Genomic DNA, 24,295 nt, shown 5'->3' on the forward strand with positions numbered 1-24,295 from the left:
GACAAATGCGCGCGCCGCACCTATCGGCCCGCGCCATGTCCGAAGCAGCTACCCTGATCCCGCTCGACAATGTCGATCCCGTCCTTGTCGAGGCTCTTCTCGACAGCGCATTCGGGCCGGACCGACACAAGCGTACCGCCTACAAGGTGCGCGTCGGCGTGGACTGGCTGCCCGGCCTCAGCTTCGCCGCGCTGGATGCGGAGGAGATGCTGGTGGGCACGATCCAGTGCTGGCCGGTCGCGCTCAACGACCCGGAAGGGCGTGCGCATCCGATGATCATGGTCGGCCCAGTGGCAGTCATGCCCGGTCATCAGGGCCAGGGCTATGGCCAGGCGCTGATGTCGGCGGCGATGGCCGGCATCGACTCGCGTGCGCCGCTGCCGCAGGTCATGGTTGGCGATCCCGAGTATTACGGCCGGTTCTGGGGCTATACCAACGAGTGGACGCAGGGCTGGAACCTGCCCGGTCCCTTCGAGCGCCACCGCCTCCTGGTCCGCTGCGAAAACCCGGCGGTGCTCCCGGCCGAAGGCATGCTGGGCCCCTGGCTGCGCTGATCCTGGACAGGTCCGGCGCGCTGGACCTTGGCGCGCGGTGCCCTATCTGGCATCGGGAAGCCATGCCCTATGAACCGCCGCCCGAACTGAACGCCCTTTCGCTCGCCCAGGTGGCGGAACTGGTCGCCACGCGCAAGTTGCCGCCGGTATCGCAGTGGTCGCCGCAGCACCATGGCGACAGCGAGATGATCATCCGCGCCGATGGCCGCTGGTTCCATCAAGGCGGAGAGATCCGCCGCCCGGCCATGGTCCGCGCCTTCGCTTCTCTGCTCACGCAGGATGCGGCTGGCCGCCACTGGCTGGTCACGCCGGTCGAGAAACTGTCGCTCGAGGTGGAGGATGCCGCTTTCATCGCCATCGACGTGCGGCAAGACGGCGATGCTCTGCTGTTCCGGCTCAACACCGACGAATTCGTCATTGCCGGAGCAGACCATCCGATCCGCAGCACTGGCGATCCCGAGACGCCTGCAATCTACCTCGGCGTCCGCAACGGCACCGAGGCCCGCCTGAACCGCAGCACTTATGCGCAGCTCGTGGAGATCGCCCTCGAAAGCGGGGACGATCTCACGGTATCAAGCCAGGGCCAAACCTTCCAGTTGGTGCCCGCATGAGCACTCTGTTCGAGCAGGTCTCGCGCCGTTTCCAAGCCAGTCACGGTACCGCGCCCGGCGAACTCTGGATAGACCCGCGCATCCACGCCATCGAGACGTTCAAGCCCGCCGCCGTGCTCATCACCCTGACCGAGCGCCCGCGCCCCGGCATGCTGCTGCTGCACCGGCCCTCGAATATGCGCGCGCACCCCGGACAGATCGCCTTCCCCGGCGGCCGCCTCGATCCCGGCGAAACCGCCGTCGAAGGCGCCCTGCGCGAAGCGCACGAGGAACTCGGCATAAGCCCGCAGGACGTGCAGGTGATCGGCACCAGCGACCTCTACCGCACCGGCAGCGGCTACGAGATCACCCCGGTGATCGGCGTCATCCCGCCCGACCTGCCGATCGTTCCCAACCCCGCCGAAGTGGCGCAATGGTTCGAGGCTCCGGCCGAATTCGTGCTCGATCCCGCCAACCAGCATACGAAGTGGATCGAGGCGGACGGCACCCGTCACGCCTTCGTCGAGATCACCTGGTACGATCACCGCATCTGGGGCGTCACCGGCGCCATCCTTCACAACCTTGCCCGCAGGCTGAACTGGAATGACTGAGAAACTCACCGCCGACTGGATGGCCCGCGACGACCTTGTCGAGCTCGTGGCCGCGCTGGGGCCTGACAATGCCCGCTACGTCGGCGGCGCGGTGCGCGACAGCCTGCTGGGCCAGCCGGTCAAGGACATCGACATGGCCACTTCGCTGCTGCCCGAAGAGGTGATGCAGCGGCTCTGGGACGCAAAGATCCGCCACGTTCCCACCGGCATCGAGCACGGCACCGTCACCGCCGTCCTGCCCGGCGGGCCGGTCGAGATCACGACCCTCCGCCATGACGTGGCCACCGACGGCCGCCGTGCCACCGTGGCCTTCGCCACCGACTGGCGCGAGGATGCCGCGCGGCGCGACTTCACGATCAACGCGCTCTACGCCGATCCCGTTTCGGGCGAGATCTTCGACTGGTTCGGCGGTCTGGCGGACCTCGCCGCGCGGCGTGTGCGCTTCATTGGCGACGCACACCAGCGCATCCGCGAGGATCACCTGCGTATCCTCCGCTACTTCCGCTTCCAGGCCCGTTTCGGCACCCAGCCGGCCGATGCTGAAGCGGAGGCCGCCTGCTGCGAACTCGCGCCCACGCTCAAGGGGCTGTCGCGCGAGCGGGTGGGCATGGAGATGATGAACCTGCTGGGCCTGCCCGACCCGGCGCCCACCGTGGTCCGCATGGCGGAGCTGGGCGTCCTGGAGGTGATCCTGCCCGAGGCGCGGCCCGAGGCGCTGCCTGCCCTGGTCGCGGCGGAACAGGCGCAAGGCGCGGCTCCCGACGCCATCCGCCGACTGGCCGCGCTGCTGCCTGCGCAAGTCTCGCTGGCCGAACACGTCGCTTCGCGCTTCCGCCTTTCGGGAGCGCAGAAGAAGCGCCTCGCCGCCGCCGCTGCCCGTTGCGCAGAGGCCGCAGAGCCCCGCGCCCTCGCTTATCGTCTCGGCCTCGAGAGCGCGATGGACCGCGTGCTGATCACAGGCGGCGATGCCTCGCCGCTCACCGGCTGGGCTATTCCGACCTTCCCGCTCAAGGGCGGCCAGATCGTGGCGCGCGGGATCGGCGCCGGGCCGGAAGTCGCCCGCCTGCTACGCCGGGTGGAGGACCGCTGGATTGCGGAAGGCTTTCCCGACGCAGCCCGCGTCTCGGCCCTGCTCGATGCCGAGCTGGCAGACCAGAACTCATGAACCTGGGCGAGCTGGGCAGCCTGTTCTATGCCAAGCCGCTGCTCGCGCTGACGATCCTGGCCATTCTGGTCGCGGTGGCGGCAGGGATGCTGGCCCAGCGCCGCCCCCGTCTTGGCGAGGCGCTGCGCAGCCTTTCGCACGTCGGCCTGGTCGCCGCGCTGCTCCTGACGGTGACACAGATCGCCCTCCACAACACCCGCTCGGAAGCCGCGCTTTGGCTGGACGAGACGCGCCCGCCCTCCATCGAAGGCGGCGAGACCGTGGTTCCGCTAAGGGCCGATGGGCACTACTGGGTCCAGGCCAGGCTCAACGGCGAGACGGTGAACTTTCTCATCGATACCGGCGCAACCTACACCGGCGTGTCGAAGTCGGTCGCGGAGCGCGCCGCTCTCCAGCCCGATGCGGACGACCAGGGCGTGATGCTGGACACCGCGAACGGCACCATCGTCGCCCGCATGAGCACGGCGGGTACGCTCGCTTTCGGCTCGATCCAGGCCCACGGCCTGCCGGTGGCGATCGGCCCCGACAGCGAGGTGGAAACCAACGTCATCGGGATGAATCTGCTCTCGCAGCTGGCAAGCTGGCGTGTCGAGAACGACCGGCTAATCCTCGTGCCGCGTCCTTCCTCCCAGTCCGAACGGAAGTTGTGATCCGGTCAGCCTTCAGACAGGATGTTCCTGTTATGGGCCGCTGATGGACTTTCCCGAACTCCTGTCTTTTCTCGCGAGCCAGCCGCTGCTGGCACTTGCCATGGCGGCGATATTCGTCACCGTCCTGGGCGGGCTGCTGCGCGGCCCGCTGCCGCTGTTCGGCGGCTTCGTTCGCGGCCTCGGCAATCTTGGCCTGGTCGCCGCGCTGCTACTCACGGTGGCGCAGGCGACCCGTCTCACCAGCGGCATGGACTTCGCCCTGCCCGGTCTCGAATTGCCCGAAATCGGCCTTTCTCGCCAGAGCGTGAGCGGCGGTGAGACCCGCGTGCCGATGAAGCCCGACGGCCATTTCTGGGTTCGCGCCATGATCAACGGCGTGGAGGGTGACTTCCTCGTCGATACCGGCGCCACACTGACCGCGATCTCCCCCCGCATGGCGACCGCAGCCGAAGTCCGTGCGCAGCCGCTGCGCCAGAATATCGCCATGCGAACGGCAAACGGCACGGTCGCGGCGCAACTCGGCACGGTGGACGAACTGCGGTTCGGCAGCGTCGTCGCGCGTCAGCTCGACGTTGTGGTGGCGCCGGGCCTGGGAGACCAGAACGTCATCGGCATGAACCTGCTCTCGCGGCTGGCAAGCTGGCGCGTCGAGGGTCGCACGCTGATCCTGGTGCCCCATCACCCGCAGCCGGCAGCGTGATCTGGTAATGGTACGTCGTCCCGGATCGAGTCCGGGACGACGACATGCTCAGCCTTGGAACTTGTTGTCCCGCGGGAACCCGACCGGCGGCAGACGCCCCGCCGCGCCGCGCGCGACCTTCCACATGACCATGTCCTTCTCGGTCCGGGTGCGGCCGGTATCGCCGCCCATGGTCCACGAGAGGCCATCCTCCAGCTTGAGCGTGATGATGTCCGACAGCCCGCCGTCCCGGTAGCGCTGGAGGGTGACGCCCTGGCCCTTGGCCATGACCGGCAGTTCCTCGAGGCTGAAGATCACCAGCTTGCGATTGTCGCCAACCACTGCGACATGATCGTGCTCAGCCGGAATCTCCCGCACAAAAGCAAGCTGCACGCCCTGCTTGGTGGACATGACCGCGCGGCCCTTGCGGGTTTCGGCCAAAAGCTCGTCCGCCTCGGCCGCGAAGCCTCGGCCGACGTTGGAGGCCAGCAGCAATTGCGCCTTGGGCTTGTAAGGCAGCGCCGCGACGACATGCGCCTCGGCGTCGATATCGACCATCGTGCGGATCGGCTCGCCGAAACCGCGCGCGCCGGGCAGCTTGTCCGCGCCCAGGGTGTAGAAGCGCCCGTTGTCCACCGCGATCAGGATCTTGTCGGTGGTCTGGGCATGGAACGCGAAGGCTGGGCCATCGCCTTCCTTGAACTTGAAGTCGCTTCCCTTTGCATCTTGGCCAAGAGCCACATGCCCCCTGGCCGCGCGGATCCAGCCGCGCTGCGAGAGGATCACCGTCACCGGCTCCTTCTCGATCATCGCGTCCATCGAGAATTCAACCGTCGGCGTCGCCTGCGCGATCGTGGTGCGACGGCGGCCGAGTTCGGTATCCTCGGCATAGTCCTTGCGCAGATTGGTGAGATCGCGCTTGAGGCGCGTGCGCTGGCGGGCCGGGCTTTCGAGCAGCTTGTTCAGCTCGTCCTGCTCCTTGAGCAGGTCCGCGTGCTCCTTGCGAAGCTCCATTTCCTCCAGCTTGCGCAAACTGCGCAGGCGCATGTTGAGGATGGCTTCGGCCTGACGGTCGGTCAGCTCGAATTCGGCCATCATCACCGGCTTGGGCTCATCCTCGGTGCGGATGATCTCGATGATCCGGTCGAGATTGAGATAGGCGATGATGTAGCCCGCGACCAGTTCCAGGCGCGAGGCGATCTTGTCCAGCCGGTGCCGGGTGCGGCGCAGCAGGATGTCGATCTGGCTGTAGACCCATTCCGACAGCAGCAGCTTCAGCCCCAGCACCCCCGGCGTGCGGTGGGAATCCAGCACGTTGAGGTTGAGCGAGAAGCGGCTTTCCAGATCCGTCAGTTTGTAGAGGCTCTCCTTGAGCATCTCGGGATCGACGTTGCGGCTCTTGGGTACGAAGACGATGCGGATCTGCTCGTCGCTCTCGTCGCGAATGTCTTCCAGGATCGGCAGCTTGCGGTCGGCGATAAGCTGCGCAACCTGCTCGATCAGCTTGCCCTTGGGCAGCATGTAGGGAATTTCGGAAATGACCAGCTGCCACTGGCCGCTGCCGAGTTTCTCGACTCCCGTTTCCTCCCAGTTGCCCGACGAGTCCTTGCCGGTGGAGAAACGACCCCGTACGCGGAAAGCGCCCTTGCCGGTGGCATAGGCGTGGCTGATCGCCTCGGGACTGTCGACCACCAGGCCGCCGGTCGCAAAGTCCGGGCCGTGGAACACCTGCATGAGCTGGTCGTGCTCGGCATGGGGATTGTCGATCAGCATCATCGTGGCGTCGATGATCTCGGCGACGTTATGGCTGGGGATAGAGGTTGCCATGCCCACGGCGATGCCGGTGGAGCCGTTCGCCAGCAGATTCGGGAACATGCCGGGGAAGATTTCCGGCTCGCTTTCCTCACCGTTGTAGGTGGGGACGAAATCGACCGTGCCTTCGTCGAGCCCCGCCATGAGGTGGATGGCGGTGCGCGTCAGGCGCGCTTCGGTGTAGCGATACGCAGCCGCGTTATCGCCGTCGATATTGCCGAAGTTGCCCTGCCCCTGCACCAGCGGATAGCGCAGGGAGAAGTCCTGCGCCAAACGGACCATGGCATCGTAGACCGAGGCGTCGCCATGGGGGTGATACTTGCCGATCACGTCCCCCACGACGCGTGCCGACTTCTTGTAGGCACTGGCCGGGTCGAGCTTCAACTGCCGCATCGCCCAGAGCAGGCGGCGGTGGACCGGCTTCATACCGTCACGCAAGTCCGGCAGCGAACGTGCTGTAATCGTTGACAGAGCATAGACGAGATAGCGCTCCGACAGCGCGGCATCGAAAGGCGCATCGACGATGGCGTCGAACGGATCGGAATCTTCGTCTGTCGTGGTCACCATGACCAAAAGACCTAGCAACGCGGCGAGCCGAGCGGAACCACCGGAACGGAAGTTTTCCGCCGTTCATTCCTTTTGCAAACCCTCGACACAGGAGATTTTCCCATGCCCAGCCGCGTTCTCATCGTCGCCACCGACGGTTTCGAGCAATCCGAACTCACCGGTCCGCGCGACGCACTCAACCAGGCCGGCATCGAGACCGTGATCGCCAGCCCCGAAGGCGGCGAGATCAAGGGCTGGCAGCACACCGACTGGGGCGACAGCGTCAAGGTCGATGCCACGCTCGATGCGGTGAGCGCGGCCGAGTTCGACGCTCTCGTGCTGCCCGGCGGCCAGATGAATCCCGACGTCCTGCGCACCAAGCCGGAAGCCGTGCAACTGGTGCGGGATTTCCTGGAAGCGGGCAAGCCGGTGGCGGCGATCTGCCATGGCCCCTGGCTGCTGGTGGAAGCTGACGTTGTGCGCGGCAAGACGGTCACGAGCTGGCCTTCGATCCGCACGGACTTGCGCAATGCCGGCGCCGAGGTCGTGGATCGGGAAGTGGCGGTGGACGGCCTGCTCATCACCAGCCGCAAGCCCGACGACATTCCGGCCTTTTCGCAAGCCGTGATCGAAGCCGTTCAGAACGCGACGGCCGCGGCCTGACACTCCGGCGCCCCGGATCACGTCCGGGACGACGAATTTCTAAACCGATCGCTCAACCGATCTGCATATCCCGCGAAACGCCGGGGATGCGCACTTCCAGCCCGTCGAGATCGTCGGTCAGCGCGATCTGGCAGGACAGGCGGCTGGTTCGCGCGACTCCGGCGGCGAGGTCCAGCATGTCCTCCTCGTCCATGGAGGCTGGCTCGAGCCTGTCGAACCAATCGGGCGAGACGATCACATGGCAGGTCGAGCAGGCCATCTGGCCCTCGCACGTCCCTTCCAGCGGCATGCCCGCACCCTGTGCCACGCGCAGAAGCACGTCCCCCGTCTCGGCCTCTGCCAGGACGAGCTTTCCTTCCGCGGTCAAAAACCTCACGTTCAGCAAGTCAGACTCCCTGCGCCGCCGCTGCGGCTCCTATTCGTTCGCAGGCATCCTTCAGCTCCCCAAGGTCAGTATATCGTCCGAATCCCAGACGGATAGAGGCTTTGGCATCGGAATCGGAAAGGCCGATGGCCTTGAGGACATGGCTCGGCCGCCCGGAACCGCTGGCACAGGCGGAACCTGCGGAAAAAGCCAGGTTCCTGAGGTCCGACATGAGCCGCGCCACATCGAGCCCCGGCAGCCGCACGTTGAGATTTCCGCGCCAGCGATGTTCCGAAGAGCCATTGAGCGTCCAGCGTGAAAGCACGTCCCGGGCGGAGTGCCACAGCGTCTCGACATGATCGGCATCCGCTTCCAACCGTGCCGCTGCCAGTGTCGCCGCCGCGCCGAACCCCGCACAGAGCGCAGGACTGAGCGTGCCGGAACGCAGGCCCTTTTCCTGCCCGCCGCCATGGATCATCGGCGCGAGTTCCAGCCCGTCCCGTATCCAGAGAGCGCCGATACCCTTGGGTCCGTAGAGCTTGTGCGCGGAGATCGCGATCATGTCCGCGCCTGCGGGGGCCGCCAGCTTGCCCGCACCCTGCACGGCGTCGCAGAGGAACAGCGCACCAGCGTCATGCGCACGCTCGGCCAGAGCCTCTACCGGCTGGATCGTGCCGATTTCGTTGTTCACCTGCATCAAGGCGACCAGGCCCGTTTCGGCCGGGACCGCCGTCGCGGGGTCGATGATCCCGGCCTCGCTCACCGCCAGGATGGAGGTCGCCGGGTCGATCGCCCGCGCAGTGTCGAGCACGGCGGCATGTTCGATCGCGGAAACCGCCAGCTTTCGCCTGCCACTGCCTGCCAGTGCAAGGTTGATCGCCTCGGTCGCGCCAGAGGTGAAGATCACGCTGCCGCCGGGGGGCAGCAGCGCGGCAACCTGATCGCGCGCGACTTCGACGATGGCGGCAGCGGCGCGCCCCGGCCTATGCGGACTATGCGGATTGGCGAAGCCCGAGCCCTCCGGCCCACCCAGCCAGGGCAGCATCGCCTCTCGCGCTTCGGGAGCGAGCGGCGTCGTTGCCTGATAGTCAAGATAGATCATGCGTTCACGCTGGCCCAAGCCTCAACGAAGGCGTCGAGGTCGGCGGCGGTGGTGTCCCAGCCGATGCTGACGCGCACGGTGCGGCGGGCGAGGTCCTCGTCGATGCCGAAGCCCTTGAGTACGCGGCTCTGCTTCAACGTGCCTGACGAACAGGCGCTTCCCGCCGAGATGGCGAACCCTGCAGCGTCCATGCGGATGAGCATGGCAGTGGCCGCCAGACGCGGCGCGGCGACGGCAAAGATATGCGAACACTGCACGCCCGGTTGCAGCACCTCGCCATGGCGCGAGAGCGCATTGCGGAAATCGAAGCGCTGCTCCGCCGTGGTCGCCCAGCGCTCGATGCCGCCGGCTTCCAGCGCCGCCGCGAAGCCCAGGGCTCCCGGCAGGTTTTCGGTGCCGGCCCGGTAGCCGCGCTCCTGCCCGCCGCTCGGTTCGAGCATGGCGTAGTCCCTGACCAGCAGCGCGCCGATTCCGATCGGGCCGCCCAGCTTGTGCGCCGAAAGGACCACCATGTCCGCATCGGGCAGCGCCATCTTCCCCGCCGACTGCGAGCAGTCCGCCAGCACCAGGCCGCCGCCTTCGCGAATACGCTCGACCAGTGGATTGACCGCATATGGCAGCAGAACCGTGCCGGTTTCCGAGTTGACCGACTGCACCGCCACGACGGCGCGTCCCGGCAATGCCAGTGCCTGCGCCAGAACGTCGAGATCGACCTCGCCGTCGCGCATCGGCAGTTCCTGCGCATCGGGCGCGACACGGAACACGGCATCGTGCTCCACCGCCGAGGCCAGCCGCCGCTCCGCCTTGGCGCGGCCGATGCCGATGGCCAGACCCTCGCTGGCGCCCGAAGTGAAGAGCACTTCGCCCTGCCAGCCCAGCGCTTTCCTCACTCGCTCGCGCGCATCTTCCAGCGCGGCGCGGGCAGCGCGACCCTGCTTGTGCGGGCTGGAGGGATTGGCCCAGAGCGCCGCGCCTTCCAGCCACGCCTCGCGGGCCTGAGGCAGGAGCGGCGTGGTCGCCGCGTGGTCGAGATAGATCTGCTTTGCTGACATCGCTTGAAAAGTTGTTTTCGGAGCGAAGTTTTCTATATAGCGAACTTCCCTTTTTCCACTCCCGCGATGGCCGGCGAGCAAATCGCTGCCGTTTTCGCGGGAGTTTCAACAGGTCAGGTTCGCGAAACTTATGCCCGCAGTCATCTTCCCCGGACCCGAAGGTCGCCTCGAAGGCCGCTTCCAGCCGGCGCCGCGTCCGCGCGCGCCCGTGGCGATGATCCTTCACCCGCACCCTCAGGCCGGCGGTACGATGAACGACCGCATCACGCAGCATCTTTACAAGACTTTCGTCAATCGCGGCTTCGCAACCCTGCGCTTCAACTTCCGCGGCGTCGGCCGCAGCCAGGGGAGCTTCGACAACGGCGTGGGTGAGCTTTCGGATGCGGCAGCGGCGCTCGACTGGGTCCAGTCGATCCATCCCGAAGCTTCGACCACCTGGATCGCCGGCTACTCGTTCGGCGCGCTGATCGGCATGCAGCTGTTGATGCGGCGTCCGGAAATCCGTGGCTTCATCTCGGTCGCCCCGCCGGCGAACATGTACGACTTCTCGTTCCTCGCCCCCTGCCCCGCCTCCGGCATCCTGATCCAGGGCGCCGGCGACACGGTGGCCACGCCGGTCGCCACGCAGAAGCTGGTCGACAAGCTGCGCACGCAGAAGCACATCACCATCCACCACGACGAAATCCCGCGTGCGAACCATTTCTTCGAGAACGAGATGGACGACCTGATGCGCTCGGTGGACAACTACCTCGACATGCGTCTGGCACCAGATTGCCCGATCAAGTGACGCGAGCAGCCCCTGCCTGCACAGCGGGCTGTCGGTCCTAAGCGCCCGCCGAGCAGGCGCTTACGCCCTCGCGTGGGAAGCAGGATCGATAAGAAACCGCCGAACCGAAAAGGCGCCGAGAGCTTACTCCGGCGCCTCTTTCGTATCTCCGGCCCTCGCCAGCGACTCGCCATCGGAATTCGGCAAGGTCCAGATTCCGACGTTCACGATCAGCACGCCCGCCAGCACCAGCATGAGCCAGGCCTGCTTGCGGCTCCCCCCGCGCCGGAAGAGGGCGATCGCGCCCAGCACGAGGGCCACGATGGTCAGGGTCATCAGCGAGAGGGCAATATCCATGGCTTATCCCCTAACCCACTCGTTTGTCCGACGCGAGCGGGTTTGACAGGCGCGAGCGGGCTCGCCAGATTTCCCCGCCATGAAGAACCCTGAAATGACCGCCGCATCCCTCTCGCGGCGCACCACGCTCCAACTGCTGGCCGCCGGCACCGCCAGCATCGCGCTTCCCGGCATGGCCCGCGCCGCCACCGCTCCGAACCAGAACGCCGCCGCTCTGCTCGACACGATCGCCTGGCGCCTGCTCGACCACAATCCCGAGAACGCCACCGGTCTCGGCGTCGATGTCGGCGCCCACGCAGCGCTGCGCGCCAAGGCGGAAGACCGCTCCTTCGCCGGCAAGGCCGCGCTCGCCAAGACCCTTCGCGAGGATCTCGCCCGTGTCGAGGCTTTCCCGACGACCGGCCTCGATCATGCGACGCAGACCAGCCTTGCGGTCGTGCGCAGCGCCTACAAGACTTCGCTCGACGGTCTCGCGCAGCCCTATGGCGACGTCGCGGTGGGCGGTTGGCGCAATACGCCCTACGTCGTGATCCAGAACGTCGGCGCCTATCTCGACACGCCCAAGTTTCTCGATGCCGACCATCCGGTAAAGACCGCCGAAGACGCCGAAGCCTATGTCTCGCGCCTCTCGCAGTTCGACAGGCAGCTCGATGGCGAGCTTGAGCGCATCCGCAAGGCGACCGATCAGGGCCTCGTGCCGCCCGATTTCCTGCTGGACCGCGCCATTGCGCAGATGAGCAGCATGATCGAGGACGCTCGCAGCAACGGCGGCGGCCTCGTCACCTCGCTGGTAAGCCGCACCAGGACGATCCCCGGCAACTGGGAAAGCCGCGCCAAGGCGGTCGTCTTGGCCGAGGTGGTCCCTGCGCTCGAACGCCAACTCGCCGAACTGAAGCGCCAGCGCAGCCTCGCCAAGAGCGATCCGGGGATGCGCGAGCGTCCGCAGGGCGCCGAATTCTACGCCTGGGCCCTGCGCGCCAGCACCACCACACCGGTGCCCGCCGAGGAAATCCACCAGCGCGGGCTTGAGGAACTGGCGGCGCTCCACGCCCGCATGGACCCTATCCTTCAGAAGCTGGGCTACAGCACCGGCAACGTGGGCGAGCGCATGACCGCGCTCGGCACCGACAAGCGCTTTATGTTCCCCGATGGCGATCCGGGCCGCGCCGAGATCATGACTTTCATCCGCCACCGTATCGACTGGATCCGCGCGCAAATGCCGCGTGCTTTCCGCGATCCGGTGAAGGGCAATGTCGAAGTGCGCCGCCTGCCGCTGGCCGAGGAACCCGGCGCCCCGACTGCCTATGGCGGTGCCGGTTCGATCGACGGCTCGGTTCCGGGCAAGATGTGGATCAACTTGCGCACCACCGATCTCCACCGCAAGTACGACCTGCCGACGCTGGTCCATCATGAAGCCATTCCCGGCCACGTCTGGCAGGGCGAATATGCCAACCGCCTGCCGCTGATCCGCTCGATCCTGGCGTTCAACGCCTATTCGGAAGGCTGGGCGCTCTATGGCGAGCAGTTGGCCGACGAACTCGGTGCCTATGCCGACGATCCGGTGGGACAGCTCGGCTATCTCCAGTCGATCGCTTTCCGCGCCTGCCGCATGGTCGTCGATACCGGCCTGCACTCCAAGGGCTGGACACGCGAACAGGCCGTACGCTTCTTCATGGAGAAGAACGGCAACAAGCGCGAGGAAGTGGTCAACGAGGTGGACCGCTATTGCTCGTGGCCGGGCCAGGCCTGCGGTTACAAGATGGGTCATTCCGAGATCAACCGCCAGCGCAGCCGTGCCCAGGCGGCGCTCGGCGCGCGATACGATCTGCGGGACTTCGACCAGGCCGTGGTCGACGGCGGCAACGTGCCGCTGGATGTGCTGGCGAAGAACATCGACAGCTACATCGCCACCCACAAGGCGGGCTGATCCAAGCGGAAGCAATGAAATCAACGTCGTTCCGGGCTTCGACCCGGGACCGCTGGCCGGGCCGCGCCTCGCTCGCAATCACGCGCCTGAAGCACTGCCAGCGGTCCCGGATCAAGTCCGGGACGACAATGATCTGCGATTACTTCTTGCCGAAGAAGCCCTTCGCCATGTCGGTCAGGTCGTCGATCACGCTGCCATCACCGTCCTTGTCGAGAAACGCCGCGAATTTCGACGGATCGTTGCCGACCAGACTGGCGAACTGCGCCAGCGAGCCTTCACCGCCGATCGCGGAGATCACCTGCTGGATCGTGCCGAGCCCAAGCCCGGTCTTGGCCGCTGCAAGCTGCGCCGTGTCCCCCTCTTCCTGATGGGCGAGGCCCAGGGCCGCGATCGCCTTCTCGGTCGTGGCCGGATCCAGTCCCAGCTTCGCGGCGAGGTTCGCAACATCGGGGTGGTCGCTGACTTGTCCCAGGATACCGTCGAATAGTCCCATGGTCATTCTCCTAGAGAGGGACCACAAGGATGCACGGTATTGATGACAAAACAAGGGACTCCATAACCTGCGTTAAGGAGCCCCCGTGTAATCAGGATCGCTTTATTTTAGATCGACAGGTTCAGGCCGGAATCGAAGCGGCCACCGGCGCCGCCTTGCGGACGCCTTCGTCCACATGTTCCTCGAACTGGGTGAAGTTGTCGATGAACTGCTTCACCAGAGTCTGCGCGGTCTTGTCGTACTCGGCGCCATCGGCCCAGGCGCCGCGCGGATCGAGCAGCTTGGCGTCCACGCCCGGCACCGCCACCGGAACCTCGAAGCCGAAGTTCGGATCTTCCTTGAACTGGGCATCGTTGAGGCTGCCGTCCAGCGCGGCATTCAAAAGCGCACGTGTCGCCTTGATCGGCATGCGCTTGATGCCCTCCATCGTGGCCTTGCCGCCAGACCAGCCGGTGTTGACCAGCCAGCACTTCACGCCGCCCTTGGCGATGCGCTCCTTAAGCAGATTGCCGTAGACCGAGGGGTGACGCGGCATGAAGGGTGCACCGAAGCAGGTGCTGAACGTCGCTTCCGGTTCGGTCACGCCGATTTCGGTGCCGGCGACGCGCGCGGTGTAGCCCGAGAGGAAGTGATACATCGCCTGATCGGGCGTGAGACGCGCGATCGGCGGCAGCACGCCGTAAGCATCCGCGGTGAGGAAGATGATGTTCTTCGGAACCGGGCCGAGGTTCTTCTCCGAGCAGTTCGGGATGAAGTCGATCGGATAGGAACCGCGGCTGTTCTCGGCGAGCGAGTTGTCGTCGAGGTCGATCTGACGCGTGTCCGGATCGATCACCACGTTTTCCAGCACCGTGCCGAAGCGCTTGGTCGTCGCAAAGATTTCCGGCTCCGCCTCGGGCGAGAGACGGATCATCTTGGCGTAGCAACCGCCTTCGAAGTTGAACACGGCGGTGTCCGACCAGCCATGCTCGTCGTCACCGATCAGCGTGCGCGAGGCGTCGGCCGAAAGCGTGGTCTTGCCGGTGCCGGAAAGGCCGAAGAACACGGCGGTATCGCCTTCGGGACCGATGTTGGCAGAGCAGTGCATCGGCATCACGCCCTTGGTCGGCAGCAGGTAGTTGAGAATGCCGAAAACCGACTTCTTCATCTCGCCCGCATAGGCCGTGCCGCCGATCAGGATCAGCTTCTCGGAAAAGTTGACCGCGATCACCGTTTCCGTGCGCGAGCCGTGACGTTCGGGATCGGCGCGGAAGCTGGGCAGGTCGATGATCGTATATTCCGGCTCGAATCCTTCAAGCTCCGTTTCGGTCGGGCGAACGAGCAGCGTGCGGATGAACAGGTTGTGCCAGGCGAACTCGTTGATCACGCGCACGTTCACCCGGTGTTCCGGCTGCGAACCGCCGAACAGGTCGGCCACATAGAGCTGGTCCTTCTCGGCCAGAGCCGCGAGGAAATCCTCCTTGAGCGCGGCGAAGTGCTCGGGCGTCATCGGCACGTTGGTCTTGCCCCACCAGACCGTATTCTCGGTCTCGGCATCCTTGACGATGAACTTGTCCTTGGCGGAACGCCCGGTGTGCTTGCCGGTCGCCACGACGAACGGGCCATCCGCAGCGAGCACACCCTCGCCGTTCTTGATGGCCTGCTCGACCAGCGGCGCAGTGCCAAGGTTCGCGAGCACATTGGCGCGGGTTTCTATGCCTTGGCTGGCGAGCGAATATTTCAGGGTAGCGGCCAATGTCATCTCCTCCATTTAAGGCGAAACCGGCGGGAACCGGGCACGCCCCGACATTTTTGCGCAAGAATCGGCTGGCGATTATTCGCCTGCCCCCTTCTTCCGTCAAATTTCTGCAAAATGAAATGGAGCGAGCGAGGTAAGACAGATGCACTTCGACCATTCCGGGGCAATTTCGGGATGAAGCGCAAAGGCGTGGACGGTCGCGTTCGCAGTCGCTAGTCACATCCTTCGATGGCAGGGAGGACCGCAGCGCAATCTCATGGTTGAACCTACGGCAACACCCATGCCCGGCGCCCCTGCTCCCGCCGGAGCCACTTCCGACGACATCACCCCCGCCGCCGTCCGTCAGCAGTCGATCGCACTTGTCGACGACGACCGCAACATACTGACCACGGTGTCCATCGGCCTCCAGGCCGAAGGCTTCGCGACGCGTCTCTATACCGACGGTGAGGCCGCCCTGAAGGCTCTGCTCGACAATCCGCCAGACCTTGCCATCTTCGACATCAAGATGCCGCGCATGGACGGACTGCACCTGCTGCAATCGCTCCGGGAACAGTCGAGCCTGCCGGTGATCTTCCTGACCTCGAAGGACGAGGAACCCGATGAGGCGCTCGGCCTGGCGATGGGCGCGGACGACTACATCACCAAGCCGTTCAGCCAGCGCCTGCTGATCGCCCGCATTCGCGCCATCCTGCGCCGCAGCGAACTGGCGAAGACGACGAACGAGGGGAGCGCGCGGGAAAACCTGCCCGAGCCCGTGCTGCGCGGCCGCCTCAGCCTCGACCCCGCTCGCCATCAGGTGACCTGGGACGGCGAGCCGGTGTCCCTGACCGTGACCGAATTCCTGATCCTCGAAGCACTGGCGCTGCGCCCCGGCGTCGTGAAGAGCCGCAACCAGTTGATGGATGCGGCCTACAGCGAGGACGTCTACGTGGACGATCGCACGATAGACAGCCACATCAAGCGCCTGCGCCGCAAGTTTCGTGCGGTCGACCCGGAGTTCACAGCCATCGATACGCTCTACGGCGCGGGCTATTCCTTCACCGATGGGTAGCGATCGCCAGCGCAAGCGGCGCAAGGCTTCCCTGCCTGTCCGGCTGGGACTGTCATGGCGCGTATCGCTGACGGCCCGCATCCTGGCCGTGAACGTGATTGCGCTGGCCCTGCTCGCCGGAAGCCTGTTCTACATCGACAGCTACCGGCGCGAGCTGCTGGACGAGCGCTTCCGCCTTGCTCGCTCCGAAGCCGAAGTCGTGGCCATTACGCTGGGGGGCGAACCGGCCGAGCGCCGCCGCGACCTGATCGCCCGGATCGGCTCCAGCCAGGCGCTGCGGCTCCGCCTGTTCGGCAGCGACGGCACACTGGAGGCCGACAGCTTCCAGCTCGCCCCGCCCTCCTACACGCTGATAGATCCTGCCACCGAGCCCTGGCTCCAGGATGCGGCTCGCGCGCTCGACCGGGGCATGGACTGGATGCTGGGATCGCCGCCGGTCGCCGATTATCACGACGCACCCGGCGCCAGTGCCTCGGCTTGGCCGGAAGTGGCCGCCGCGCTTTCACGCGGGCGCACCGAAGTCAGCCATAAGGCCGCCCCGGATCGCACACCGGTGATCATCGCCGCGACCCCGCTGGGGAACCGCGGCGAGGCGCTGCTGGTCACCCGCAATGCGCGCGACATCACGGAGAACGTGCGCATGGCGCGCCAGACGCTGGCCATCATCGTCGGCGCCGCCCTGACCGTCTCCATCCTGCTCTCGCTGTTCCTGGCACGCACCATCGTCGAGCCGCTGCGCAAACTCGTCCGCGCCGCGGTGCGCGTGCGCCTCGGGCGAGATCGCAGCGTCGTGGTGCCGCGTCTGCCCGATCGGAGGGACGAAATCGGCCTGCTCGCCCGCGCCATCTCGGACATGAGCGGCGCCCTGCGCCAGCGGATCGACGCCGTCGAGAGCTTCGCGGCCGATGTCGCCCATGAACTGAAGAACCCCCTCACCAGCTTGCGCAGCGCGCTCGAAAATATCGAGCGCGTGGACGATCCGGCGCTGCGCCGGCAGTTGATCGGTATTGCCAAGGACGATGTGCGCCGCATCGACTTTCTCGTCACCGAAATCGCCGATGCCAGCAGAATCGACGCACAGCTCAGCCGCACGACCTTCGAGCCCGTCGACATGCTGCGCCTCGTCCGCGCGCTGGTGACCGAGCGCGAGCAGCGCGGCGTCAACGGCACCTGCCCGGTCCGCGTGATCCGGGAGGCGGACGGCGACCTCTTCGTCGCCGGCGATCCGCCCCGGCTGGAGCGCGTGCTGCAAAACCTGCTCGACAACGCGGTGTCGTTTTCGCCCAGGGATGCGCCGATCGAAGTCGCTGTCGGCCGCAGCGAAAGCCGCGTGACGCTGTCCGTGTCCGACCACGGCCCCGGCATCCCCGAACCCGCGCGCGAGAAGATCTTCGAGCGCTTTCACTCGCTGCGCCCAACCAGCGAGGAGTTCGGCAAGCACTCCGGCCTTGGCCTTGCCATCGCCCGCACCATCGTCGAGGCCCACTACGGCAAGCTGCAGGCGACCGATCGCACCGATGGGATGCAGGGGGCCCGGCTACTGATCTCGCTTCCGGCATGGCAGGGCGAATGACCATGTCGCAGCCATTCGCACGTCAATCCACCTGCGTTGCGATCGGCGGCCGCGCGGTCTTGATCGAAGGCCCTTCCGGGGCGGGGAAGTCCAGCCTCGCCCTCACGCTGATAGACCGGGGCGCCGAACTCATCGGTGACGACGGGGTGCTGCTTCGCCCTTCGGCCGGGCGGCTGTGGGTCCGGCCTCATCCCCATACGCGGGGGCTGATGGAAGTCCGCAACCTCGGCATTCTGCCGTTTGCCTGTCGTGACGAGGCTCCTGCCGCACTGCTGGTCACTCTGGATGCCGATGCTCCCCGCTTCATCGAGGCGGCGGACTCCCTCGACATCGCTGGCATTCTGCTTCCCGCCCTGCGCCTGACGTCGGACGGAGGGCCGCTTGCACTCAAAGTCGAACTGGCATTGTTGCATTACGGCCTCAGGGAGTGACAAACCTGTAAGAACGCCTCTTTTCTTTCCCCGCGCCCCGGCGCAAACACACCGGGATGCAGGACGATCTTCCCCGGGGAACAGCTCCCGAAACCGCACCCGACGCGAATCGCCGCCCCCACAGACAGAAAGTGCTGCTGGTCACCGGCATGCTCGGCGCCGGCAAGACCACCGTCCTGCGGGTGCTCGAAGACCTCGGCTGGGAGATCATCGACAATTTCCCGGTGCGCCTGCTGGAACGCATGATCGAGGGAAAGCCTTCCGACGATCCCTCGCCGCTGGCGATCGGGTTCGATTGCCGCACGCGCGGATTCAATCCGGAGCGGGTCATCGCGCAAGTCAAAGCTCTGGGCGAGCGCGCCGATCTTGAAGTCACCACGCTGTTCCTCGACTGTTCGAGCAAGGAACTGGAACGCCGTTTCAACGAGACCCGTCGGCGCCATGTCCTCGCCGCCGACGCCCCGGTGGAAAGCGGCATTCGCGCGGAGCGCGAATTGCTGGCACCCCTGCGCCGCTGGGCCGACATTCTGGTTGAAACCACGGAATTCACCTCGAACGACCTGCAACGCGCGATTCGCGAACGCTTCGCCGCCGACGAGCCGGAAGATCTGACGGTCACGATCTCCAGTTTCGGCTTCTCGCGCGGGATGCCGCCGCTGGCGGATTTCGTGTTCGACATGCGTTTCGTCGAAAACCCGCATTGGGATTCCGAGTTACGTCCGATGACCGGACAGGACGCTGCCGTAGGTGATTATATCCGCAAGGATCCGGCGTTCGACGAGGCATTCGCCCGGATTCGCGACCTGCTGCTCCTGCTGCTTCCCCGCTATCGTGCCCAGGGCAAGGCCTATGTCCATATCGCTTTCGGGTGTACCGGAGGGCGACACCGCTCCGTTTTTACCGCCGAGCAGATGGGAGCGGCCTTGCGCGAAGCGGGTTTTTCGCTCACATTGTTGCATCGCAACCTGGGCTCACGGGCTGCTGATCTTCTCGAGGGGGGAAATTCTCGAAGGGGTCCGGTAGCGTGAAAGAAGATTATAAAACCTGGTCGCATTCGCAGGAAATTCGGAGCCTAATCCCAGCATGATCGGCATGATCCTGGTCACTCACGGCAATCTTGCCGAGGAATTCGTACACGCGATGGAGCACGTCGTCGGAGATCAGGCGGCGGTGGCCACCGTCTGCATCGGTCCCAACGACGATATGGAGCGCCGCCGCAGCGAGATTGCCGACGCGATCACCGCGGTGGACAGCGGCGAAGGCGTCATCATCCTGACCGATCTGTTCGGCGGAACGCCTTCGAACCTTGCCATTTCGCTTATGCAGGCCGGGAAGGTCGAAGTGATCGCCGGCATCAACCTGCCGATGCTGATCCGCCTCGCGAAGGCGCGCGCTTGCATGTCGGTGCGCGATGCCGCCGCCGCAGCCCGCGATGCCGGTCGCAACTACATCACGATCGCCAGCGAATATCTCGGGCAAGACGCCGCATGAGCGACTTTCGCGAAACCGTGCTGATCGTGAACAAGCGCGGCCTCCATGCCCGCGCCAGCGCCAAGTTCGTCAACCACGTCGCCGAGCTGCCGGAATCCGTGCTCGTCACCGTGGGTAAGGACGGCACCGAAGCGGCAGGCAATTCCATACTCGGCCTGATGATGCTCGGCGCCGCCAAAGGCGACAGCATCGAGATCGCCTGCAAGGGCGAAGGGGCGCAGGATGCGCTGGCGGTCCTCTCGACGCTCGTGCGTGACGGTTTCGGCGAAGAATGACGCCTTCCGATCGCGCGGCTTACCGCCGCACCATTACCGGATTTTCCAACCCGCTGGTCAAGTTCCTCCGCTCCCTGCGGGAGAAGAAGCATCGCAAACGGGAACAGCGCTTCCTTGCCGAAGGGCTGCGTCTGCTCACCGACGCGCGCGAGTGCGGCATCGTGCCGGAGATGCTGGTCATGGCCGTCGGCCGCGATCCCCATCCGCTGCTCGATGCTCTCGAAGAAGCCGTCTCGGCCGCTGGGGGCGAGATCGTCGAGATGGATGTGGACATCCTCGCCAAAGTGACGGGCAAGGATAATCCCCAAGCCGTTGCAGGCGTTTTCGCTGAGTTCGACACGCGCATCGCCAATCTCGACCGTTCGGCGGCACCCATCTGGCTGGTGGCGCAGGCGCTTCGCGATCCGGGCAATCTCGGCACGATGCTGCGCACCGGCGATGCCGTCGGCGCGGGCGGACTTATCCTGCTGGACGATTGCGCCGACCCGTTCTCGGTCGAAGCCGTGCGCGCCAGCATGGGCGCCATTTTCACGCAGAAGATCGCCATAGCCCGCTGGGACGAATTCCAGGAGTGGCTGCGCGCCGGCGAGGGGCAACTCGTGGCCGCATCGCTGCGAGAGCCGACCGACTACCGCCGCGCACCTTACGCCGCGCCCTGCTTCCTGATGGTCGGCAACGAATCGCAAGGCCTGCCGCAGGAATACGAGGAAGCGTGCGATTTGCGCGTGACGATCCCCATGCGCGGCCGCGCGGACAGCCTGAACGCCGCCGTGGCAGGAGCGGTCCTCGCATATGAAGCTCTGGCGCACCTTGAACGCTCGGTTTCGTAACTTACCCGCGTCTACGCGCCTGCCCTGAAGGCAATGACGGGACACTGCGTTCATCCGGGCATCATCTGCGGTGTGTAGAGAGGCTGGATTATGCGTGCCGCTTTCCTTGCCTTCTGCCTCCTCTCGCCCCTTTCAGCTTGTTCGATACAGGGCGAAGATTCTCCTCTGTCACGCACGACCTGGCGATTTGCCCTAATTGACGGCCAGCCGCCGGATTCTCGCGATGCGCGCCTGTCCTTCGAAGGACGCAAGGTGGGCGTTCAGGTCGGCTGCAACCGCATGGACGGCCCGTGGCGTATCGAGGAGGAGCGTCTCATCGCCGGCCCCCTGGCCCTGACCGAAATGACATGCACGAGGCCGGCCTGGGACCAGGAAAAGGCGGTGAATGCCCTTTTGGTGGCCACTCCCCGCTTCGCTATCGAAGGCAATCACATGATCCTGCAGTCGAGCGGACATACCGCCGAACTCGTGCGCGAAGGTGGTCCCATCGAGCGACCCACCGACACCGCCGAAGGTCGCTGACGCTCATTCGGCTGCTTCGGAAACCGTGCTTTTCGAAGCAGGTGCAACCTCGGCAATGGCTTCTATCTCTTCCAGCACCGCTTCGGAACCGTAGCGCGGGGTCGATTCGATTTGCGGCACCTCGTCGATTTCGCGCTTGCCGATCTCGATATGTTTGTCGCGCAGGCGGCGGCCGGAACTGAGCACGTTGCGTTCAAAGCTGCCGACGAACTTGTTGTAATTGTTTACGGCGGATTCCAGACCCGCCCCCACACGCTTCATATGATCCGCAGCCACGGCAAGGCGGTCGTAAAGCTCGCCGCCCATCCGGCCGATTTCGCGTGCCTCTCGGGCCAGCCCGTCCTGGCGCCAGACTTGCGCCACCGTCCGCGCGATCGCCACCAGATTTGTCGGGGTCGCCAGCAACACTCGGTTGCGGAAGGCGAAATCCCAAAGCTCGGGATCCTGCTCGAGCGCGGCGGCCACGAAATGTTCGCCGGGCACGAACATGACGACGTAATCCGGTGCGTCGTCGAACTGGCTCTGATAACTTTTTGTGCCGAGCGTCTGCACGTGGTTACGCATCGATGCGACATGCTGGCGAAGCGCGGCGTCGCGGGAGGCTTCATCCTGGGCCTCGAACGCTTCCTGATAGGCATTCAGCGAGACCTTGGCGTCTATCACCAGACGCTTCTGACCCGGAATGTTGACGATCGCATCCGGCCGCAGACGGCCTTCCTCGGTATTGATCGAATGCTCGGTGACAAAATCCGTATGCTCGGAAAGGCCGCATTGCTCCAGCACGTTACGCAGCTGCTGCTCACCCCAGCGCCCCCGCGCCTTGGGAGCATTGCGCAAGGAATTGCCGAGCCGCTGCGCTTCCTCGCGCACCTTTTCCTGCCCTTCGCGCATCGACTGAATCAATCCCGCCAGTTGCCCGAAGGAATCCACGCGCTTGGCTTCCAGGGCCGATACCTGCTGCTCGTAAGACTTGAGCCGCTCGCCCACCGGTGCGAGGAGCGTGGCGATCCGTTCCGCGTTAGCCTTCTCGCTCTCTTCGAAGCGAGCGCCTGCGCGGCGCAGAAATGCATCCTGCGCGCCCGCGAGCACTTTGGCCCCGGCATTCTCGAACTCCTTGCGCAAGGCTTCCTGCGCCTGGAGAAGAAGCCGCTTCTGTTCCTCGAAATTGGCTGACTTTTCCCGCAAGGTGGCCAGTTCGGAGGCCAGTTCACGCTGCTCGCGGCGCAGGCCGTCGACCAGACCGGCATGCTCGGCCCGGCTGCGTTCGAGAACCTGCGTCAATTCGCCACGCGTGCGATCGAGGATCTGGACATGTTCGAACCGCAAGCGCTCCACTGTTTCGCCGTGATCCTTGCGCAGGAGATCCAAGGCTTCGCCGTGCTCGGCGCGCATGCGATCAACCGAAGCCGCCAGAGCGTCTGCGCGGCTGGCGCGTTCGCTTGCCCCGGCCAGATCGCGGATCGCCGCGCGAAAACGCTCGTCCAGCTCGCGCGCCTCCCGGTCGCGCGCCTCGTGCCGCATGCGCCATTCGGCAGCAGGCCGCGATCCGAAAAACCAACCGGCGCCAAGACCGGCGATAAGCGCGAAGATGACGGCGACAGCGAGTTCCATGAATGCCCATTCTCCAGAAACCCCGGCGCGTTCGTTCGCCAGGTTCCTGCTTTCCTAAGGATGAAGTGTGGGCATAATGACGGAACGTAAGCAGAACGCAAGCGGGCCGGGAATTTATCCCCGGCCCGCAGAATTCCATTTCGATCGCGAAGGAGGACTCAAGCCGCCTTGCGCAGCTTGTCCAGCTTCTTGAGCGCCATTTGGCGCTTCAAGCGCGAAAGGTGATCGATGAAAAGAATGCCTTCGAGATGATCCATCTCGTGCTGGAGACAGGTGGCCATCAGGCCCTCCATATCTTCCTCGTGCACCTTGCCGTCGAGATCTTGCCAGCGCGCGCGAATCCGCGAGGGCCGCTCGACATCGGCATAGATCTCAGGGACCGAGAGACAGCCCTCCTGGTAGACGGTATGGTCTTCCGACGGATCGAGGATCTCCGGATTGATGAAGATCCGAGGCTCCCGCTTGGTGGGCTGGTGCGTGTGGTGGTGGCCGCCGTGAGCGGTGCACACTTCCGGCTCGGCATCCTCGTCGTCCGGCTGAAGGTCGATCACCAGTACGCGCAGCGGAACGCCGACCTGAATCGCGGCCAGGCCGATGCCGGGCGCGTCGTACATGGTCTCGAACATGTCCTCGACGAGCGTCTTGAGCTCGTCGTCGAACTTTTCGACGGGGACCGAAACCTGCTTCAGACGCGGATCGGGAACTTCGAGGATTTCACGGATAGCCATGGCTTGCAGATAAGCGCGATGGCCGATTCTCGCAAGATAGACGGTTCGATGACAGTGATCGGCTAAAGCACCGGACGGCGTGCGCGGATCGCCTGAGCCAGGGTTCCCTCGTCGAGATAGTCCAGCTCGCCCCCGACCGGGAGGCCATGGGCAAGCTGAGTGATCCGCACCGGAAGCCCTTCCAGACGCTCGGCAATGTAATGCGCGGTCGTCTGACCTTCCAGGGTAGCGTTCATCGCGAGGACCACCTCGTCGATGCCCCCTTCGGCCACCCGGCCGAGCAGACGGTCGATCGTGAGATCTTCCGGCCGGACGCCGTCGAGCGCGGAAAGCCTGCCGCCGAGTACATGGTATCGCCCGGTAAACAGGTGCGCCCGGTCCAGGGCCCAGAGATCCGCCACTTCCTCCACCACACAGAGCGAGGCCCGATCGCGGCGGGGATCGGCGCAGATGCCGCAAGGGTTGGCCGTATCGATATTGCCGCAGGTCCCGCACTCGACGAGCGCTTCCCGCACGGCGGCGAGCGCATCCACCAGCTGCACCAGCGATGTTTCCCGCCGCTTGATCAGCCAGAGCACCGCACGGCGTGCGGAGCGAGGGCCGAGGCCGGGAAGGCGCGACAGCGCGGCGGTAAGCGTCTCGATCTCTTGCGATGCCATGGCGGCGGAGATAGGGCCTCCGGAGCTTTTGAGAAAGACCTTCGGAGAATTCCCC

General features: G+C 65.4%; 27 protein-coding genes. 17 read left to right on the plus strand and 10 right to left on the minus strand.

The genetic code is table 11. From position 1 onward, the window contains the following. Positions 1–5: 5 nt before the first annotated feature. The 6 genes from L284_RS37570 to L284_RS37595 all read left to right on the plus strand — a co-directional run bounded on the left by L284_RS37570 (position 6) and on the right by L284_RS37595 (position 4,270). Positions 6–554 (plus strand): GNAT family N-acetyltransferase, encoded by a 549-nt coding sequence (locus L284_RS37570; protein ID WP_235054393.1) that lies wholly within the window; start codon positions 6–8, stop codon positions 552–554. Positions 555–616: 62 nt separating this feature from the next. After that, positions 617–1,165, plus strand: a complete 549-nt coding sequence (locus L284_RS37575) for a DUF1285 domain-containing protein (RefSeq protein WP_021234522.1) — start codon at positions 617–619, stop codon at positions 1,163–1,165. Beyond that, the gene (locus tag L284_RS37580) at positions 1,162–1,755 is read left to right on the plus strand and encodes a CoA pyrophosphatase (RefSeq protein ID WP_021234523.1); all 594 of its coding nucleotides are present in this window, start codon (positions 1,162–1,164) and stop codon (positions 1,753–1,755) included. The genes L284_RS37575 and L284_RS37580 overlap by 4 nt, the downstream gene beginning before the upstream one ends. Then, positions 1,748–2,920, plus strand: coding sequence for a CCA tRNA nucleotidyltransferase (locus L284_RS37585; protein ID WP_021234524.1), 1,173 nt, complete (start codon positions 1,748–1,750; stop codon positions 2,918–2,920). The genes L284_RS37580 and L284_RS37585 overlap by 8 nt, the downstream gene beginning before the upstream one ends. Next, positions 2,917–3,570 (plus strand): retropepsin-like aspartic protease family protein, encoded by a 654-nt coding sequence (locus tag L284_RS37590; protein WP_021234525.1) that lies wholly within the window; start codon positions 2,917–2,919, stop codon positions 3,568–3,570. The genes L284_RS37585 and L284_RS37590 overlap by 4 nt, the downstream gene beginning before the upstream one ends. Before the next feature lie 43 nt (positions 3,571–3,613). Then, a complete protein-coding gene (locus tag L284_RS37595) occupies positions 3,614–4,270 on the plus strand; it encodes a retropepsin-like aspartic protease family protein (RefSeq protein ID WP_021234526.1) in 657 nt (218 codons plus the stop codon). A 48-nt stretch (positions 4,271–4,318) separates the two neighbouring features. Here L284_RS37595 and parC read toward each other — a convergent pair whose 3' ends face one another. Next, positions 4,319–6,628: a DNA topoisomerase IV subunit A gene (gene parC / locus L284_RS37600; RefSeq protein ID WP_021234527.1), complete on the minus strand. Its 2,310-nt coding sequence runs from the start codon at positions 6,626–6,628 to the stop codon at positions 4,319–4,321. Positions 6,629–6,730: 102 nt separating this feature from the next. Here parC and L284_RS37605 point away from each other — a divergent pair, with 102 nt between their 5' ends. Continuing rightward, the gene (locus L284_RS37605) at positions 6,731–7,270 is read left to right on the plus strand and encodes a type 1 glutamine amidotransferase domain-containing protein (RefSeq protein WP_021234528.1); all 540 of its coding nucleotides are present in this window, start codon (positions 6,731–6,733) and stop codon (positions 7,268–7,270) included. Between the two features lie 52 nt (positions 7,271–7,322). Here L284_RS37605 and L284_RS37610 read toward each other — a convergent pair whose 3' ends face one another. From L284_RS37610 to L284_RS37620, 3 genes are read right to left on the minus strand one after another with little or no spacing between them, the layout of a single operon-like run. Further along, positions 7,323–7,637 (minus strand): 2Fe-2S iron-sulfur cluster-binding protein, encoded by a 315-nt coding sequence (locus tag L284_RS37610; protein ID WP_021234529.1) that lies wholly within the window; start codon positions 7,635–7,637, stop codon positions 7,323–7,325. Positions 7,638–7,656: 19 nt separating this feature from the next. After that, positions 7,657–8,736, minus strand: a complete 1,080-nt coding sequence (locus L284_RS37615) for a cysteine desulfurase family protein (RefSeq protein ID WP_021234530.1) — start codon at positions 8,734–8,736, stop codon at positions 7,657–7,659. After that, positions 8,733–9,788 (minus strand): cysteine desulfurase family protein, encoded by a 1,056-nt coding sequence (locus tag L284_RS37620; protein ID WP_021234531.1) that lies wholly within the window; start codon positions 9,786–9,788, stop codon positions 8,733–8,735. The genes L284_RS37615 and L284_RS37620 overlap by 4 nt, the downstream gene beginning before the upstream one ends. A 130-nt stretch (positions 9,789–9,918) precedes the next feature. On the opposite strand from L284_RS37620, the gene L284_RS37625 reads away from it, so the two are divergent. Beyond that, on the plus strand, positions 9,919–10,575 hold the full coding sequence (locus L284_RS37625) for an alpha/beta hydrolase (RefSeq protein ID WP_021234532.1): 657 nt from the start codon (positions 9,919–9,921) through the stop codon (positions 10,573–10,575). Positions 10,576–10,698: 123 nt separating this feature from the next. Here L284_RS37625 and L284_RS37630 read toward each other — a convergent pair whose 3' ends face one another. Continuing rightward, entirely contained in the window at positions 10,699–10,911 is a 213-nt protein-coding gene (locus tag L284_RS37630) for a hypothetical protein (RefSeq protein WP_021234533.1), read from the minus strand. A gap of 94 nt (positions 10,912–11,005) precedes the next feature. Between L284_RS37630 and L284_RS37635 the strand changes: the two genes are divergently transcribed. After that, complete coding sequence (locus L284_RS37635) at positions 11,006–12,838, plus strand: DUF885 domain-containing protein (protein WP_235054394.1); 1,833 nt, start codon at positions 11,006–11,008, stop codon at positions 12,836–12,838. A 139-nt stretch (positions 12,839–12,977) separates the two neighbouring features. Here the strand turns inward: L284_RS37635 and L284_RS37640 are convergent, their stop codons facing one another. Next, entirely contained in the window at positions 12,978–13,331 is a 354-nt protein-coding gene (locus L284_RS37640; protein ID WP_031342431.1) for a hypothetical protein, read from the minus strand. 121 nt (positions 13,332–13,452) lie between these two features. Further along, a complete protein-coding gene (locus L284_RS37645; protein WP_152524679.1) occupies positions 13,453–15,066 on the minus strand; it encodes a phosphoenolpyruvate carboxykinase in 1,614 nt (537 codons plus the stop codon). A gap of 283 nt (positions 15,067–15,349) precedes the next feature. On the opposite strand from L284_RS37645, the gene L284_RS37650 reads away from it, so the two are divergent. From L284_RS37650 to L284_RS0124365, 8 genes are all read left to right on the plus strand, one after another. Further along, entirely contained in the window at positions 15,350–16,120 is a 771-nt protein-coding gene (locus L284_RS37650) for a response regulator transcription factor (protein WP_021234537.1), read from the plus strand. Further along, positions 16,113–17,693, plus strand: coding sequence for a sensor histidine kinase (locus L284_RS37655; protein WP_021234538.1), 1,581 nt, complete (start codon positions 16,113–16,115; stop codon positions 17,691–17,693). The genes L284_RS37650 and L284_RS37655 overlap by 8 nt, the downstream gene beginning before the upstream one ends. Positions 17,694–17,695: 2 nt before the next feature. Beyond that, positions 17,696–18,124: an HPr kinase/phosphorylase gene (locus tag L284_RS37660; RefSeq protein WP_031342437.1), complete on the plus strand. Its 429-nt coding sequence runs from the start codon at positions 17,696–17,698 to the stop codon at positions 18,122–18,124. 56 nt (positions 18,125–18,180) lie between these two features. Continuing rightward, entirely contained in the window at positions 18,181–19,152 is a 972-nt protein-coding gene (gene rapZ, locus L284_RS37665) for an RNase adapter RapZ (RefSeq protein WP_021234540.1), read from the plus strand. 55 nt (positions 19,153–19,207) lie between these two features. Continuing rightward, positions 19,208–19,615 (plus strand): PTS sugar transporter subunit IIA, encoded by a 408-nt coding sequence (locus L284_RS37670; protein ID WP_021234541.1) that lies wholly within the window; start codon positions 19,208–19,210, stop codon positions 19,613–19,615. Next, a complete protein-coding gene (locus L284_RS37675) occupies positions 19,612–19,890 on the plus strand; it encodes an HPr family phosphocarrier protein (RefSeq protein ID WP_021234542.1) in 279 nt (92 codons plus the stop codon). The genes L284_RS37670 and L284_RS37675 overlap by 4 nt, the downstream gene beginning before the upstream one ends. Continuing rightward, complete coding sequence (locus L284_RS37680; protein ID WP_021234543.1) at positions 19,887–20,720, plus strand: TrmH family RNA methyltransferase; 834 nt, start codon at positions 19,887–19,889, stop codon at positions 20,718–20,720. Before L284_RS37675 ends, L284_RS37680 begins: the two co-directional genes overlap by 4 nt. 90 nt (positions 20,721–20,810) lie before the next feature. Continuing rightward, positions 20,811–21,242: an META domain-containing protein gene (locus L284_RS0124365; RefSeq protein ID WP_021234544.1), complete on the plus strand. Its 432-nt coding sequence runs from the start codon at positions 20,811–20,813 to the stop codon at positions 21,240–21,242. A gap of 3 nt (positions 21,243–21,245) precedes the next feature. On the opposite strand, the gene rmuC is transcribed toward L284_RS0124365, so the two are convergent. From rmuC to recR, 3 genes are all read right to left on the minus strand, one after another. Continuing rightward, positions 21,246–22,853, minus strand: coding sequence for a DNA recombination protein RmuC (gene rmuC, locus L284_RS37685; protein ID WP_021234545.1), 1,608 nt, complete (start codon positions 22,851–22,853; stop codon positions 21,246–21,248). A 158-nt stretch (positions 22,854–23,011) separates the two neighbouring features. Further along, positions 23,012–23,581, minus strand: a complete 570-nt coding sequence (def, locus tag L284_RS37690) for a peptide deformylase (RefSeq protein WP_021234546.1) — start codon at positions 23,579–23,581, stop codon at positions 23,012–23,014. Between the two features lie 62 nt (positions 23,582–23,643). Next, positions 23,644–24,240 carry a recombination mediator RecR gene (gene recR, locus L284_RS37695; protein WP_021234547.1) on the minus strand — a complete coding sequence of 199 codons (597 nt, stop codon included), beginning with the start codon at positions 24,238–24,240 and terminating at the stop codon, positions 23,644–23,646. Between the last annotated feature and the right edge of the window lie 55 nt (positions 24,241–24,295).

The organism is Novosphingobium lindaniclasticum LE124 (genome assembly GCF_000445125.1).
GTDB classification, from domain to species: Bacteria; Pseudomonadota; Alphaproteobacteria; order Sphingomonadales; family Sphingomonadaceae; genus Novosphingobium; species Novosphingobium lindaniclasticum.